This is a genomic window from Massiliimalia massiliensis (assembly GCF_900155615.1).
Classification (GTDB): Bacteria; Bacillota; Clostridia; order Oscillospirales; family Ruminococcaceae; genus Massiliimalia; species Massiliimalia massiliensis.
The window spans coordinates 1,041,462-1,056,303 of record NZ_FUHT01000004.1 but is presented as its reverse complement, the minus strand read 5'-3'; the positions used below and the strand labels follow the sequence as shown (position 1 = coordinate 1,056,303).

The 14,842-nt window shown below is 46.4% G+C and carries 14 protein-coding genes; 12 read left to right on the top strand and 2 right to left on the bottom strand.

All coding sequences use genetic code 11. The annotated features are described in order from the left end of the window. Positions 1–44 precede the first annotated feature (44 nt). The gene (locus CZ360_RS13665) at positions 45–1,049 is read right to left on the bottom strand and encodes a LacI family DNA-binding transcriptional regulator (protein WP_077534759.1); all 1,005 of its coding nucleotides are present in this window, start codon (positions 1,047–1,049) and stop codon (positions 45–47) included. A 234-nt stretch (positions 1,050–1,283) separates the two neighbouring features. Between CZ360_RS13665 and CZ360_RS13660 the strand changes: the two genes are divergently transcribed. Continuing rightward, positions 1,284–3,200, top strand: coding sequence for a glycoside hydrolase family 127 protein (locus tag CZ360_RS13660; RefSeq protein ID WP_077534758.1), 1,917 nt, complete (start codon positions 1,284–1,286; stop codon positions 3,198–3,200). A 105-nt stretch (positions 3,201–3,305) separates the two neighbouring features. Here the strand turns inward: CZ360_RS13660 and CZ360_RS13655 are convergent, their stop codons facing one another. Beyond that, positions 3,306–3,932, bottom strand: a complete 627-nt coding sequence (locus tag CZ360_RS13655; protein ID WP_077534757.1) for a GntR family transcriptional regulator — start codon at positions 3,930–3,932, stop codon at positions 3,306–3,308. Between the two features lie 252 nt (positions 3,933–4,184). Here CZ360_RS13655 and CZ360_RS13650 point away from each other — a divergent pair, with 252 nt between their 5' ends. From CZ360_RS13650 to eno, 11 genes are all read left to right on the top strand, one after another. Continuing rightward, positions 4,185–5,480, top strand: coding sequence for an ABC transporter substrate-binding protein (locus CZ360_RS13650; RefSeq protein ID WP_077534756.1), 1,296 nt, complete (start codon positions 4,185–4,187; stop codon positions 5,478–5,480). Between the two features lie 128 nt (positions 5,481–5,608). Then, positions 5,609–6,502 (top strand): carbohydrate ABC transporter permease, encoded by an 894-nt coding sequence (locus CZ360_RS13645; RefSeq protein ID WP_077534755.1) that lies wholly within the window; start codon positions 5,609–5,611, stop codon positions 6,500–6,502. A 13-nt stretch (positions 6,503–6,515) separates the two neighbouring features. After that, positions 6,516–7,361 carry a carbohydrate ABC transporter permease gene (locus tag CZ360_RS13640; RefSeq protein ID WP_159438313.1) on the top strand — a complete coding sequence of 282 codons (846 nt, stop codon included), beginning with the start codon at positions 6,516–6,518 and terminating at the stop codon, positions 7,359–7,361. A gap of 55 nt (positions 7,362–7,416) precedes the next feature. Next, a complete protein-coding gene (locus CZ360_RS13635) occupies positions 7,417–8,298 on the top strand; it encodes a nucleoside hydrolase (protein WP_077534753.1) in 882 nt (293 codons plus the stop codon). 48 nt (positions 8,299–8,346) lie between these two features. Then, on the top strand, positions 8,347–8,826 hold the full coding sequence (rpiB, locus tag CZ360_RS13630) for a ribose 5-phosphate isomerase B (RefSeq protein ID WP_077534752.1): 480 nt from the start codon (positions 8,347–8,349) through the stop codon (positions 8,824–8,826). Continuing rightward, entirely contained in the window at positions 8,823–9,683 is an 861-nt protein-coding gene (locus tag CZ360_RS13625; protein ID WP_077534751.1) for a sugar phosphate isomerase/epimerase family protein, read from the top strand. The genes rpiB and CZ360_RS13625 overlap by 4 nt, the downstream gene beginning before the upstream one ends. Positions 9,684–9,688: 5 nt before the next feature. After that, positions 9,689–10,528 carry a transketolase gene (locus tag CZ360_RS13620; protein WP_077534863.1) on the top strand — a complete coding sequence of 280 codons (840 nt, stop codon included), beginning with the start codon at positions 9,689–9,691 and terminating at the stop codon, positions 10,526–10,528. Further along, complete coding sequence (locus CZ360_RS13615) at positions 10,521–11,462, top strand: transketolase family protein (RefSeq protein WP_077534750.1); 942 nt, start codon at positions 10,521–10,523, stop codon at positions 11,460–11,462. Before CZ360_RS13620 ends, CZ360_RS13615 begins: the two co-directional genes overlap by 8 nt. Before the next feature lie 3 nt (positions 11,463–11,465). Then, a complete protein-coding gene (locus CZ360_RS13610; protein ID WP_077534749.1) occupies positions 11,466–12,362 on the top strand; it encodes a sugar phosphate isomerase/epimerase family protein in 897 nt (298 codons plus the stop codon). Positions 12,363–12,378: 16 nt separating this feature from the next. Then, complete coding sequence (locus tag CZ360_RS13605; RefSeq protein WP_077534748.1) at positions 12,379–13,329, top strand: D-2-hydroxyacid dehydrogenase; 951 nt, start codon at positions 12,379–12,381, stop codon at positions 13,327–13,329. A 216-nt stretch (positions 13,330–13,545) separates the two neighbouring features. Continuing rightward, positions 13,546–14,841 (top strand): phosphopyruvate hydratase, encoded by a 1,296-nt coding sequence (gene eno / locus CZ360_RS13600; RefSeq protein ID WP_077534747.1) that lies wholly within the window; start codon positions 13,546–13,548, stop codon positions 14,839–14,841. The last annotated feature ends 1 nt before the right edge of the window (position 14,842 follow it).

The window sequence follows — 14,842 nt, the reverse complement described above, 5'->3', positions numbered from 1 at the left end:
GGATTTAAAGACTTCTTTTTTCTGTAAAAGTATGAATTAAATAATCAGCCGGAGTCCCGCAGGATTAAGGAACAGGGGAGCAGGCGCTTTTTGTTTACGGGAAGCACTCCGGAGGATATCTGCAGCAATGTTTCAAACGCCGTATTGCCCAGTTCTTCGAATGGAGGAGCAATGGTAGTGATTGCGGGTGTAGTATAGGCTGAGAAAATATTGTCAATTCCGACCACTGAAAGCTGATCAGGAACCTTGATTCCTGCTTCCGTCGCCGCCCGTATTGCCCCTAAAGCAAGGTGGTCGTTATGCGCAAAAATTGCATCGGGAATCTTTCCGGAGCCAATAAGCTCCTTCATCGCCCGGTATCCGTCATCGATTCCCCAATCCTTGATACAGATCATGGTGGGATCTAATGTCAAACCATGGTCAATAATTGCTCGCTGATAACCGATGTACCGGTTGCTGGTCGGGATATTGTTAATTGGGCCACAGATCATAGCGGGAGACTGACAGCCTTTTTCCAGCAGATGCGAGGTGGCGAGATATGCGCCCTGCTCGTCGTCAATATTGACGGAGATACTGGCGTCATCAGGACAGCAATAGGCGTACACGACTGGATAGGGGAGCTTGGGAAGGATGCCGGAGACATCCCGCGTATATTGGGAAACATAGAGCATTCCCAGAGCTGAATTGTCAACATTTTTCAGAAAATTGCGGATATAATCTGACAGCCATTCCTCCGGAGGTGAGATACCGTATCCGTAGTCGACAATGCTCATGTCGTAGATTTGCAGAGTGATCTGATGTTCTCTGGCCGCCCGGCACATTCCGGTAAGAATGCGGTGACAGAAATCAACGCTGAGCTGCTCGACCACAATATTGACGGTACGCTTTCCCGTATTAGTCGGTTTGCTTTTTCGGACATATCCGCCCGCTTCTGCAATTTGAATAATCCTGTTTCGAAGCTCCTCACTCATCCGACCTTTACCGGAGAGCGCGTTGGAAACAGTAGCTGTAGAAATATTTAATTGCCTAGCAATATCGATATGCTTCATGATGAAAATCACTTCTTTTCTTATGACTTTATCAAGGCTATCATACCACAACGTTTTAAAAAAGTAAAGATAATCAAAAATAATCTTGATTAATTTTGGTTATCAAATCTTTTTTGTAAAAATCTATTGACAGGTAAAGAATATATTACTATAATAAACACAAAATAATCGATTTTTAAAAATAATTAATCAAAATTAATCAAATGGCGCTGTATAGAAAGGAGCCGGTTTGAGATGAAAAATCAAAGAACAGTAGCATTAAACCAGGTATCGGTCAAAGACGGATTTTGGTCTCCTCTGCAGAAATTAGTTGTTGAGACAGTATTGCCCTATCAGGCCGACGCGTTGGAGGATCGGGTAGAGGGCGCTGAAAAAAGCCATGCCATTGAAAATTTCCGAATTGCCGCCGGAGATTCAAAGGAAGATTTTTATGGGATGGTCTTTCAGGACAGTGATCTGGCAAAATGGCTGGAGGCTGTGGCGTATTCCCTGATCATCAAGCCCAACACAGCTTTAGAACAGAAAGCAGATGAAGTGATTGCGCTAATCGGACGCGCTCAGGAAAGCGACGGATATCTGAATACTTATTTTATCCTCAAGGAACCGGAGCATAAATGGCAGAATTTGCAGGAATGCCATGAATTATACTGTGCCGGACATATGATTGAGGCGGCGGTAGCATATAAAGAGGCAACTGGCAAGGACAGCTTCCTGAATATCATGTGCAAAACTGCTGATTTGATTTGCAGCCGCTTTGGAAAGGGCAAGGTACGGGGATACCCCGGACATCAGGAGATAGAGCTGGCCTTACTGCGTCTCTACCGGATGACCGGAAAACAAGAGTATCTGGACACCGCCCGGTATTTTTTGGATGAGCGTGGAACGGAACCGGAATATTTTCAGGAAGAAGTGAAACAGAGAGAGTGGGCTCATTTTCATCTCGATCCCGAAGATAGGAAATATGCGCAGGTTCATGCGCCGGTACGGCAGCAGGAAAAAGCGGTAGGTCATGCTGTCCGTGCGACGTATATGTATACAGCCATGGCCGACCTTGCTGCGGAAACAGAGGATCAGGAGCTGCGGGAGGCGTGCCGGCGGTTATGGAATAATATTGTAAACCGGCAGATGTACATTACAGGCGGAATTGGTGCAACCGTACACGGAGAAGCATTTTCCATTGACTATGAATTGCCGAATGACCTGATATATGCTGAAACCTGCGCTTCTGTGGCTATGGTATTCTTTGCCAGACGGATGCTGGAGATGGAAGTAAAAGGGGAATATGCGGACATTTTGGAAAAGGAGCTGTATAACGGTATTTTGAGCGGAATGCAGCTAAATGGAAGGCAGTTCTTTTATGTGAATCCATTGGAAGTCGTACCGGGCGTGTCAGGCGTCCTTCCGGAATATAAGCATGTACTTCCGGAACGTCCCAAATGGTATGGATGTGCTTGCTGCCCGCCGAACGTCTCCCGGCTGCTCACCTCCCTGGGAGAATATGCGTGGGGAGAAAACCGGGATGGGGTTTTTGCACACACCTTCCTGGGCGGAACGGCAAGCTTCCAATGCGGCGGCGGAGTACAGATCGATTGTAAGTCCGCCTATCCCTGGAATGGGGCAATCCAGTATACGATTCATCCGTCTGGCGGCCAGTCCGACTTTTTCTTTGCGGTACATATTCCCGGCTGGTGCAAAAATATATCAGTTTCTGTTAACGGGGAAGCAGTCCAGCCAAATAAAAAGGACGGCTACGCTTATTTGGAACGCCAATGGCATGAGGGAGATACTGTAGACCTGAAGCTGGAGATGGAAGTACAGAGAATGTATGCAAACCCGAAAGTCAGAGCGGATGCCGGATGCGTCGCGCTGATGCGCGGGCCGGTTGTGTACTGCTTTGAGGAAACGGATAACGGCGGAGACCTGGCAGCACTGCGGATTCCGCGGGAGACAAAAATTACGGTACGGGAAGAAGAGCTTTCTAATATCGGGAAAGTGCCTGTCCTGACAATGGAGGGGCTGCGCCTGAAAGGAGGCGATGCGCTTTATTGCGACAAGCCGTTTGAAAGCAAGCCGGTTACCTTGCGGGCGGTACCCTATTATGCGTGGGGCAACCGTAAGCCGGGAGGAATGCGCGTCTGGATGGTGGAGTAATCTGAAAGTTGTGCAATAGGGATAAAAGGGAAGCTATGATTGTTATTGACAACATATTTCCATACTCAAAAAGAGAGAGTACTTTTTGTACTCTCTCTTTTTATTTTACAGGGGTCTGTCCCGCATATTATTGATATTGCTGGTCATAGCCGCAATGGCCTGCGCTTCATCATGAATCACAAAGGCGTTTACAATCGCTTTATGGTGGGATAAGGCTTTTTCGATGCTTCCAACACCGCAGGAAGTATTGCGGATGATGGTTAAAAAGCCTTCTAAATCATTCAGGTATTTCACGAGAAATTGATTCTGGGTATATAAAGCAATTGTATGGTGAAATTCTCCATCCAATTCATGAATATTGGTATAGTTTTTTGTAATTACACATTCCTGATACCGTTCTGTCAGCTCAATGAGGGCATTGAGCTGTTCCCGGGTGAGTCCGATTTGAAAGCAGGTTTTGATCGCCAAGACTTCGAGAGAAAGACGGATGTCAATAATCTGATTCTTCTGTGTCTGGTTGATAAAGATGCAGTAGCATCCTTTGCGGGGAACCATTCTCACCAGCCCTTCACTTACGAGTTGGTTAATCGCTTCCCGGATTGGGGTTCGGCTGATATTTAACTGTTCTGCAAGATCCTGTTCGACGATTCGCTGATTTGGTTGAATTTCCAGATTCAGAATCTGTTTGCGTATCTGATGATAGGCTTGTTCTTTTAACACCTTACTGCTCACGAGGTTTCCTCCAAATCCCTAATACAATATATATACAAATTTGCACACTATATTGTATACAAATTAGTACACAATATAGCATACATTGTTTTGGGCATTTCGTTTTTCTTTATCATATCAGCTTCTGCAAAAGAAAATCGGATAGTGAGTACAAAATAATTTTAGTATTGAATCTTTCCTTTTATAGCGATGCAGGTATGTGATGTTATAAAAGAAAAGACCATATATCAATAAAAAAGAAAGGTGAAAAACATGAAAAATCCAAGTTTAAAAAAGGCGATTGCCGTGATGGTTATAGCTATGCAGGTTATGACTATGTCCGCATGCGGCGAGGCGGCGAATTCCTCTTCGGGTTCAACGGCCGATTCAGGAAAAAGCGGGACTGCGGGAGAAATTGAGATCTATATCTGTAATGACGATGATCTGCCGCAGCTTGCAATTGACAAGATTAAAACAGATAATCCCGGATTGGAAGTAGTTTACGACCAGGCCTCTGCTGATAAGTATGAAACTCTGCTGAAAACGAGATTATCGGCCGGTGACGCTCCGGATATTATGACTGTATGGCCAGGCTCCAGAACCTCAGATTATGCGCAGAAGGGATACCTGGAACCCCTGAATGATTGTACGTTTGTCGACCGGATTCCCGAAACAATCAACAGTGAATTCTCCTGGGATGGAGATCTCTATGCACTATGTAATGGGATTAGTGCTGAAGGACTTTTTGTAAATAAGGGAATTTTAGCCGATAATGGGCTGGAAGTGCCAACAGATTACGAACAGTTCAAAAACGTATGCAAAACCCTGCAGGATAATGGAGTTCAGCCCTTAGCCTCCGGTTATAAAGAGGACTGGGTAATTATGAGATATACCAACTCTGCTTTTCCGTCACTCGGATATGCGGTGAATCCGAATTTTGATGCGGATTTGGATTCTGGAAAAGTCGACTTTTCATTTGAAGGCTGGAGAGAAACCTTTGACCGCTTCGGTGAATTATTAGACGCCGGATATTTTGGCGAGAACCTTCTCTCTACCGACAGTTCCCAGGCAATTGCCCAGTTTGCTACCGGTCAGACCGCGATGCTGATCCACACTATCGACAATGTCAAGCAGGTTCGGGAAACTTCTCCTGACATGAATCTTATCTTTACAGCACTTCCGGTCAACGATCCTGGTGAGGAACGTTTTGCTTGCAGCAAGAGCAGCACAGGCTATAGCGTAAGCAGTAAATCCGATAATAAAGAGGCGGCGATTGCTTTCCTGGAAGCATGGTGCGACAATGAGATTAACCAGAAAATTTATACAGAAAAGGGAATGGCCTCTCCGCTAACAGATGTTGCCGTATCTACAGTCGACCAGACAATTATTGATTTCCAGGATGAATTTGTTAAAACCGGCAAGTTTGCATTGGGAGCGCATGACCGGTGGCCTGCCGGGATGTCCAACAACTGGAAAAAGAAACTGCAGGAATTTGTCGGGCGGGAAATCACTACCGACGAAATGATCGAATGGCTGAATAACGAATATGCTTCTTTATCTGGGAAATAGGTTCGTATTTTACCTAAACAAGCGGCCAAATATTGGCCGCTTGTTCAAAGTGGGGAGTTAATGCAAAAGTATGATCCATTAGGATACAAAAACAGATTTGAGAATTGTTCAACAGGGAGTTGAAGTAGATGATTGGTAAAAAGAGAACGTTCCTATATTCCTTATTATTTATGGCGCCGGCAATCATTTTGGTTCTGCTGATCAATATTATCCCGATTATACAAAATTTTTATTTTTCGTTTTTCTCCTGGGATATCCTTGACCCAAACATGACCTTTGTCGGCTTTGATAATTATGCTAATTTCTTTCAGACCGAGGGTGCGGCAGTCGCCTTGAAAAATACCATCATATATGCGATACTGGCTGCTATCTTCAAAAATGCAGCCGGATTGTTGTTTGCACTTTTGCTGAATATGGGACTGAAAACACAAAATGTGCTGAGAACCTGTATTCTAAGTACCACAATGATCAGCCTTGTTATAAGCGGCTTTACCTGGTCTTATTTGTATCATCCGCAATATGGAATCGGGTACTTTGCTGAAAAATATCTGGGTCTTTCCTTTTTGAACCAGGATTGGCTCGGAAATCCTAAATTGGCGTTATATGCTATTTTGGTTGTATCTATCTGGCAGATAGCCGGAAAATATATGGTGATTTATCTTGCCGGCCTGCAGTCTGTGCCAAAGGATTTATACGAAGCAAGTGATATAGACGGTGCAGGGGGCTGGACTAAGTTCAAGTCAATCACTGTTCCGCTGATTATACCTTCCATTACAGTAGGAGTTTTAAACGCTCTGATTCAGGGCTTTAAGGTGTTTGATGAGATTTATTCCATGACAAAAGGCGGGCCGGGCTTCGCAACGGAAACATTGACCACCTTAATGTATTCCCAAACCTTTACCTATAGCGGAAAAGCGGGCTATGGCTCTTCTATTTCCGGAATTTTATTCGTGATTGTGTTAGTATCATCGCTGATTGTTTCGGGATTCCTCCGGAAAAGCGAAGACGCAGTATATGGTTAATGGAGGGGTTAACGTGTCTAAAAGGTCATATATCAAATCCAAAAAGAGAGTTCGGATTTTGATTGAAATTATTATGATTATTATTACAGCCGTACATTTATTTCCGGTTTTTAATCTGGTATGCTCCTCCTTAAAAACCTCAGGGGATTTGATGTACCATCCTGTGGGTCTTCCGCATGAAATTGATTTATCAAACTACCAGGTTGCCTGGGAAACGCTGGATTATCTCAGGACGCTGTTTAATACAACATTTATTTGCGTGGTTTCCATTTTATTGATTGTGCTTGTAGGGGCATTTGCGGCATATCCAATCGCGCGGTATAACCTGAAGTTCAACAAGGTTATGTACTATGTTTTCCTGGCGCTGATTATGATTCCCGGCCAGGCAATCCTGATTCCCCTGGTGCGGATGTACTATCGCCTTGGACTGGTCAATACCTATCATGGGATGGTAATTGTATATATCGTCAGCGCCGCGCCCTTCGCAATCTTTTTGTATACCGGGTTCATCAAAACAATTCCCAAATCCCTGGAAGAATCTGCCATTATCGATGGATGCGGGCCGTTTGGCGCATTTATTCGAATTGTATTTCCCTTGCTGAAATCCGTTACTACAACCGTGATTATTCTGAATATTATGTCGATCTGGAATGATTTCCTCATGCCTATGCTGATTCTTCAAAAGAAGGAGATGCGAACACTGACTCCTTCGATTTTTAATTTCTTTGAAGAGTTCAGCACGAGCTGGAACTATGCCTTTGCGGCCTCTGTGCTCGTTATGCTGCCGGGTATCCTGATATTCTTATTGCTGCAAAAGCACTTTGTGGAGGGCATGGTCGCCGGGAGTGTAAAATCCTGAGTCACAGTTAGCTTTATACCAAAACATAGACAGATTATAAAAAGGAGTATATACTATGAATAACGAACGAATTATCCCCCAAATTCCGCCAAAGGGCGAGCTTATCCATTTGATTATTGACTCTGATGTAGCAAATGAAATTGACGATTTATATGCGTTGACGATTGCGTTTTATCATCCGGAGCGCTTCCATATTGAAGGAATTGTGGCAACGCATTTTGCGACTGGCGGGGCAGGCGGCAAGCAACTGTCGTATGACGTGCTGCAGACCCTAATGGAAAAGGCTGGGAAACAGGGAATCTGTCCTACCTTTATTGGTTCGGATCCAATGCAGTATATAGATACATACAATGACAGCGAGGGTGTTGACTTCATCATTGAAACTGCCAGAAAGTATAGCGAGGACAACCCGCTATGGGTAGTTGCGATTGGAGCAGCAACGAATTTAGCCTGTGCGGTAATGAAGGCTCCTGATATTATTCCAAAAGTGCGTTTTGTTTTTCATTCTCGTTGTCCTCAGTTTTGGCCTGAGAGAAGTGATCAGTATAATGTATACGGCGATATTATTGCTGCCCAGACCCTGCTGCAGAAAAATGTGCCGCTGATCTGGTTTGACACCGGAGCAGATATCTGTGCTGATTATGCAGTTACCAAGGAGCTATTAGAACCGCTTGGCGAGATCGGAAAATGGCTGCATCAATACCGCGATAACAGAGATGATTTTATGCGCGCTGATAAAGGCTTTTTTGACATGGGAGACTTTGCATATCTGTATGATCCCTCCTGCGCGAGGAGCGAGGTTGTGGATGCTCCGGAGATGACCAGAAATATGTATTTTAACCATAACCATAATCTTGGAAAAATGGTTCGCGTGTATGATATTGATGCTGATGCAGTATGGAAATTATTCTACGATGGAATCAAGAACAATATATAAAATGATGCAGTACTGATTTTAAAACGTAATACGAAAGTAGATGATTTAATGAATAGATCACCAATCATTATTGGATGCGACCATGGCGGTTACCTGATGAAGCAGGAAATACTCAAGCATCTGGAAAAGCTGGGGATTGAGTATACTGATATCGGCTGTAATTCCGAACAGATTGTCCGGTATCCGATTTATGCCAGCAACGTCGCAAGGCGGGTCTCCTCCGGAGAGTTTCAGCGGGGAATTCTAATTTGCTCCACCGGGATCGGGATGTCAATTGTGGCGAACCGCTTTCCGGGAGTCCGGGCCAGTGTAGTAGCGGATCATTATACCGCGGAGATGACCCGGCAGCATAATGATTCCAATATCCTGTGCCTGGGCGGGAAAGTGCTCGGCTGTTTTGCGGCCATCGATATCCTTGACGGCTGGCTGGAGAGTGAATATATCGGTGGACGGCATGATATCAGCCTGGCGATGATCAGTCAACTGGACAGGGACTTGGAAACGCATCTGACGGAGGTAGTAGGATGAAATTGTGTTACCAGGTGGCGACCCCGGATGTCGCAATCGCGCCGTCTGTCACAGCTTATCAGGGGGATTTAGAGCAGAACCTGAAAAAGCTGTCTGATTTTGGCTATGATGGCGTAGAATTTATGACAATCAATCCTAGTCAGCTCAATTGGAATGAGGTCAAAGCCTTGCTGAAGGAATATAATCTGGAAGCGGTTTTGGTCTGCACTGGGGAAATTTTCGGGCAGCTCCATTATTCGTTTACCGATATAGATCCCGGCATCCGCAACGCCGCTGTGGAGAAGGTATTCGAAATGATTGACTTTGCGTCCTGTTTGGGAGCGAATGTCAATATTGGCCGGGTTAGGGGCTGCTGCTGTGACAGTGTGTCAAAAGAGCAGACTGAGGATTGGGCAATCGAGGGCTTTCAGAGGATCAGCGATTATGCGGCTCCAAAAAAGGTTTGTCTGGCATTAGAATCTGTTACCATCATGCAGACAGACTTTATTAATACTATCCAGCAGTCCGCCAATATGGTAGACCGGGTCAAAAGGGAAAACTTTAAATTGATGATGGACGTTTTCCACATGAATATTGAGGAAAAGAATATCTACAATACCATTTCAAAGTACCGTTCCTATAACATCCATGTACATTTGGCGGACAATAACCGAAGATATCCGGGAAACTGCGGAATGAATTTTGACCAGTTGATCAAATGCTTTTATGACAATGGATACGACGGAGCCTTTTGTACGGAGATTATGCAGCTTCCGGACCAGGAAACCGCCGCAAAGAAATCAATCGAGTTTTTATCCCCGATTTTTGAAAAATACTACGGGAGAAAGGCACGAAACATTGCCGGGCAGAGGAGTTGATGCATATGGCCGACAAAAAAATAGATATCCAAAAGCTGGCCGCATTGTGCGGGAGGATGCGGATTGAACTGATCGATCTGCTTTTCCATGCGCAGACAGGCCATCCCGGAGGATCATTGTCCTGCTGTGAGATTTTAACACTCCTTTATCAGGACGTGATGCACATTGATCCGGCGAATCCCCAAATGCCGGGGCGTGACCGGTTAATTCTATCAAAGGGGCACGCCGCTCCCATGCTTTATTTAAACCTGGTTCACAAAGGCTTTATTCCTGCAGAAGAGCTGAAAAATTTCCGCCAGATAGACAGTATGCTGCAGGGACATCCATGTCAGCATAAAACGCCGGGTGTGGACGCCTCCGCCGGCCCATTGGGACTGGGCCTTTCAGTAGGCTGCGGAATGGCCTCTGCTGCAAAAATGCGCAATCAGGACTATTTTGTCTATGTGCTCTTAGGAGACGGCGAAATTCAGGAAGGCTCTGTTTGGGAAGCAGCGATGTCCGCCTCCAAGCTGAAGCTGGATCACCTGATTGCCATTCTGGATCATAATCACGTCCAATTGGATGGAACAAACGACGAAATTATGCCAATGGGAGATATCGGTGCTAAGTTCCGGGCATTTGGCTGGAGAGTGCTGCATTGCGATGGGCATAATCTCCAGGAGCTGTCGGAATCAATCCGCCAGGCACAGGCCGGAGGAGGAAGCCCTACTGTGATCATTGCAGAAACGGTAAAAGGGAAGGGCGTCAGCTTTATGGAAGGAAAGAATATTTGGCACGGAAGCCCGATTGATCCTTCCCACTATCAGCAGGCAATGGCAGAGCTAGGAGGGAACGGAAATGGGTGATAAAATTGCAATCCGCGATGCCTATGGAGAAGCGCTGGAAAGATTGGGAGACAGGAATAAAGACATTGTAGTATTAGAGGCGGATGTCGGAAGTTCCAGCAAGAGCATCTTGTTCGGAAGGTCATATCCCGAACGATATTATAATGTTGGAATCGCGGAGCTCAATATGGTTGGGATGGCTGCGGGATTTGCTTATGAGGGCTTGATTCCCTTTGTGAATACCTTTGCCACCTTTTTGGTAGGACGTGCGGCAGACCCGATAAACAGTCTGATTGCTTATGACCGGTTGAATGTAAAGCTGTGCGGCACCTATTGCGGGCTGTCCGACAGCTATGATGGAGCGAGCCATCATTCTGCTCATGACATTGCGTATTTCCGCGCAATTCCAAATATGACGGTGCTTTCGGTATGTGACGCTGTGGAAACCAGAAAAGCAGTAGAAGCCGCCGCTGGTTTTGACGGCCCGGTTTATCTGAGACTGAGCAGAGCGCCGGCTGAGACGATATTTGACGAGGCCTATGATTTTCAGATTGGCAAGGGCGTGGTGCTCAGGGAAGGCCGGGACGTTACACTGATAGGAACCGGCTGTATGGTGCAGAAATGCCTGGAAGCCGCCGAACTGTTAAAGGCCGAGAAAATCGAGGCAAGGGTGGTTGATGTCCATACGATCAAGCCCATTGACGAGGCGCTGCTGACGGCCTGCGCAGAAGAAACCGGAGCGGTCGTCACAGCAGAGGAGCACAGTATCTACGGAGGCTTGGGCAGCGCGGTGGCAGAGGTTTTATCCAGACATTGCCCGGTACCAATTGGATATGTTGGACTAACAGATTTTGCTGAATCCGGTGATTATGATCAGCTATTAAGCAAATATTATTTGGATTCTGCCGCTATAGTAAAAATAGCAAAAGAACAGATCGCGAAAAAGGAGAAATGAAAAATGAAAGACAGTATCCACAAATATTTCCAGGTTGGGACAATCCAGTGGATGAGCTATCCGAATGACGGCGTCCTGGAATCGATTCGGAGAATCGCTTGTGATGACTTTTTTGACGCGCTGGAGGTCTGCAAATTTGCTGATGACGAAACGCATACAGCTGCGAAAGGAATGCTGGAGCAATCCCATCTGAGGGTATGCTATGGCGCTCAGCCGCGCTTGCTGGGACCGAAGCTGAATCCCAATGATTTGAATGAGGAAGGCCGCAGACAGGCGGAGGCCACTTTGTTGGAGGCAGTGGATGAAGCAGAATTTTTGGGCGCCAAGGGAATTGCCTTTCTTGCCGGGAAATGGGAGGAAAGCAGCCGGGATGAAGCGTTTGCACAGCTTTTGAAAACGACTGGAGCTGTATGTGAATATGCTGCTTCTAAAGGAATGCTTGTCGAGCTGGAAGTGTTTGATTATGACATGGATAAAGCGGCGCTGATTGGGCCTGCGCCGCTTGCGGCTGAATTTGCGGCAAAAATGCGGATGAAGCACAACAATTTTGGACTCCTGGTGGATTTAAGCCATTTTCCGACAACCTATGAAACATCCCGCTTTGTTATCCAGACACTGCGCCCCTATATCACGCACCTTCATATTGGGAATGCAGTTGTAAAGCCGGGCTGTGAAGCATTCGGAGACCAGCATCCAAGATTTGGGTTCCCGGAAAGCGCGAACGACACGGCAGAGCTGACAGACTTTTTCCAGGTGCTGAAGGAGGAAGGATTTTTCCGCCCGCAGGAACCGATGGTGCTCTCCTTTGAGGTGAAGCCGTGGAAAAATGAAGATCCAGAGATTATTCTGGCTAATACAAAACGGGTAATTAACCGTGCCTGGGCACTGGTGGAAGACTAGAAAGGCGGATACTGTGATGCAAATTGTTGTTTTAGACGGCTATACGGAAAATCCAGGCGACCTGTCCTGGGATGGGCTGGAAGAGCTTGGCGATTTGACCGTATATGACCGCACTCCGACGGAGTTCATTGAAGATCGGATTGGCAATGCAGAGATGGTGATTACGAATAAAACGCCAATCAGCAGGGAAACGATGAAACGCTGCCCGGATATGAAATATATCGGGGTTCTCGCCACCGGATATAATGTGATAGATGTTAAGGCGGCTGAGGAGCAGGGGATTATTGTTACTAATATTCCCACCTATGGTACGGCGGCAGTGGGGCAATATACCATCGCGCTGCTGTTAGAATTATGCCACCATATTGGACATCACAGCCAGGCAGTGCATGATGGGCGGTGGGAAAACAATATTGACTGGTGCTTCTGGGATTATCCGCTGATTGAGCTGGCGGGCAAGACGATGGGGATTATCGGCTTTGGCAGAATTGGAGAAACAACCGGAAAAATTGCGGCGGCGCTCGGTATGCAGATTTTGGCCTATGACACCATCAAAAAAGAGACGGATGTGGCGGAATATGTGGAGCTGGAGGAGCTGTTTCAAAGATCTGACGTGATCGTACTGCACTGTCCTCTGTTTGAGAATAACAAAGAAATGATTAACCGGGAGAGCATTTCAAAAATGAAGGACGGCGTTATCATCATCAATGATTCGCGCGGAGGACTGATCCGGGAGCAGGATTTGGCAGACGCTCTCAACAGCGGAAAGGTTTTTGGCGCCGCGGTAGACGTAGTATCAACAGAACCAATCCGAGGGGATAACCCGCTTTTGACAGCGAAAAACTGTTTGATTACACCGCATATTGCCTGGGCCTCTAAGGAATCCCGAGAAAGATTGATGAGCATTGCGGTAGAAAATGCACAGGCATATATAAATGGGCAGCCGATTCATACAGTCCATGCCTAGAAACAGAACCATCTTTCGATAAAAAGCCAAAAGCATGGAGCTGGATATGTCCAGCTCCATGCTTTTGGCTTCTGTTATAAATATTATTTTATCTGAGAATTGCCTTTTAGCTACAATTATGGTATAATATTCGAAGATAAAACAATTTGCTCATTTTCCATTCAAAACCGGTTATGCTAAGCATGGAAATGGTTTTGAATGGAATGAGAGGTAATCATGAAAAAATGTTTGATCGAAAAGGTAATAGGACGGGAAATTATTGATTCCAGAGGGAATCCAACTGTTGAAGCAGAGGTGCGTTTGTCTGACGGAAGCATGGGCAGGGGAACTGCGCCGAGCGGCGCCTCTACCGGAGAGTTTGAGGCATTGGAGCTGCGGGACCGCGATAAAAGCCGTTTCGGCGGAAAAGGAGTCTCCAGGGCTGTGGAAAATATCAGCATTGTCCTTCAGGAGGCACTGACGGGAATAGACGCCTCTGATATCTACGAGGTAGACCGGATGATGCTTGCGGCAGATGGGACAAAGGACAAATCTAAGCTGGGTGCAAATGCAATCCTGGCTGTTTCCATCGCGTGCGCGCGGGCCGCCGCCAATTCACTTGCGCTTCCGCTTTACCGATTTTTGGGCGGCGCGAATGCAAACCGGCTGCCTGTTCCGATGATGAATATCCTGAACGGAGGCGCACATGCGGCTAATACTGTAGATGTGCAGGAATTTATGATTATGCCGGTAGGAGCGGCAAGCTTTCATGAAGGTCTGCGCTGGTGTACAGAGGTGTTCCACACACTGGCGGCTTTGCTCAAATCGAAGGGACTGGCTACCTCTGTAGGAGATGAAGGCGGATTCGCGCCGGATTTGGCAAGTGATGAAGAAGCGATCCAGTATATTTTACAGGCAGTGAAAGCCGCCGGCTATGAACCGGGAAAAGATTTTGTCCTTGCGATGGATGCCGCCGCCAGCGAATGGAAGAGTGGAAGAATGGGAGAATATTTCCTTCCCAAAAGCGGTAAACGGTTTACCTCTGCAGAGCTGGTTTTCCACTGGAAAAGCCTTTGCGGGCAATATCCAATCTGTTCGATTGAGGATGGCCTGGACGAAGAGGACTGGGAAGGCTGGCAAAGGATGACTGAAGAGCTGGGAAACAGCGTGCAGTTAGTAGGGGACGATCTGTTTGTTACTAATACAGAGCGTCTGCAAAAGGGAATCGACCTGCGCTGCGGAAATTCGATCCTGATCAAGCTCAATCAAATTGGATCGGTATCCGAAACATTAGAAGCGATCAAACGAGCTCATGAAGCAAATTATACAGCGATTGTATCTCACCGATCCGGTGAGACTGAAGATACCACGATTGCGGATTTGGCGGTCGCGCTGAATACCTGCCAGATCAAAACCGGCGCGCCGAGCCGGAGCGAACGGGTGGCGAAATACAATCAGTTGCTGCGGATTGAGGAAGAGCTGGGAAGCAGCGCGGTATATCCCGGTTTTGAAGCATTGAAATTGGATAGGTAAG

Excerpts from the sequence above, each read along its gene's own strand:
- CZ360_RS13665 (WP_077534759.1), bottom strand. The coding sequence starts at position 1,049 with ATGAAGCATATCGATATTGCTAGGCAATTAAATATTTCTACAGCTACT.
- CZ360_RS13660 (WP_077534758.1), top strand. The coding sequence starts at position 1,284 with ATGAAAAATCAAAGAACAGTAGCATTAAACCAGGTATCGGTCAAAGAC.
- CZ360_RS13650 (WP_077534756.1), top strand. The coding sequence starts at position 4,185 with ATGAAAAATCCAAGTTTAAAAAAGGCGATTGCCGTGATGGTTATAGCT.
- CZ360_RS13645 (WP_077534755.1), top strand. The coding sequence starts at position 5,609 with ATGATTGGTAAAAAGAGAACGTTCCTATATTCCTTATTATTTATGGCG.
- CZ360_RS13635 (WP_077534753.1), top strand. The coding sequence starts at position 7,417 with ATGAATAACGAACGAATTATCCCCCAAATTCCGCCAAAGGGCGAGCTT.
- rpiB (WP_077534752.1), top strand. The coding sequence starts at position 8,347 with ATGAATAGATCACCAATCATTATTGGATGCGACCATGGCGGTTACCTG.
- CZ360_RS13625 (WP_077534751.1), top strand. The coding sequence starts at position 8,823 with ATGAAATTGTGTTACCAGGTGGCGACCCCGGATGTCGCAATCGCGCCG.
- CZ360_RS13620 (WP_077534863.1), top strand. The coding sequence starts at position 9,689 with ATGGCCGACAAAAAAATAGATATCCAAAAGCTGGCCGCATTGTGCGGG.
- CZ360_RS13615 (WP_077534750.1), top strand. The coding sequence starts at position 10,521 with ATGGGTGATAAAATTGCAATCCGCGATGCCTATGGAGAAGCGCTGGAA.
- CZ360_RS13610 (WP_077534749.1), top strand. The coding sequence starts at position 11,466 with ATGAAAGACAGTATCCACAAATATTTCCAGGTTGGGACAATCCAGTGG.
- CZ360_RS13605 (WP_077534748.1), top strand. The coding sequence starts at position 12,379 with ATGCAAATTGTTGTTTTAGACGGCTATACGGAAAATCCAGGCGACCTG.
- eno (WP_077534747.1), top strand. The coding sequence starts at position 13,546 with ATGAAAAAATGTTTGATCGAAAAGGTAATAGGACGGGAAATTATTGAT.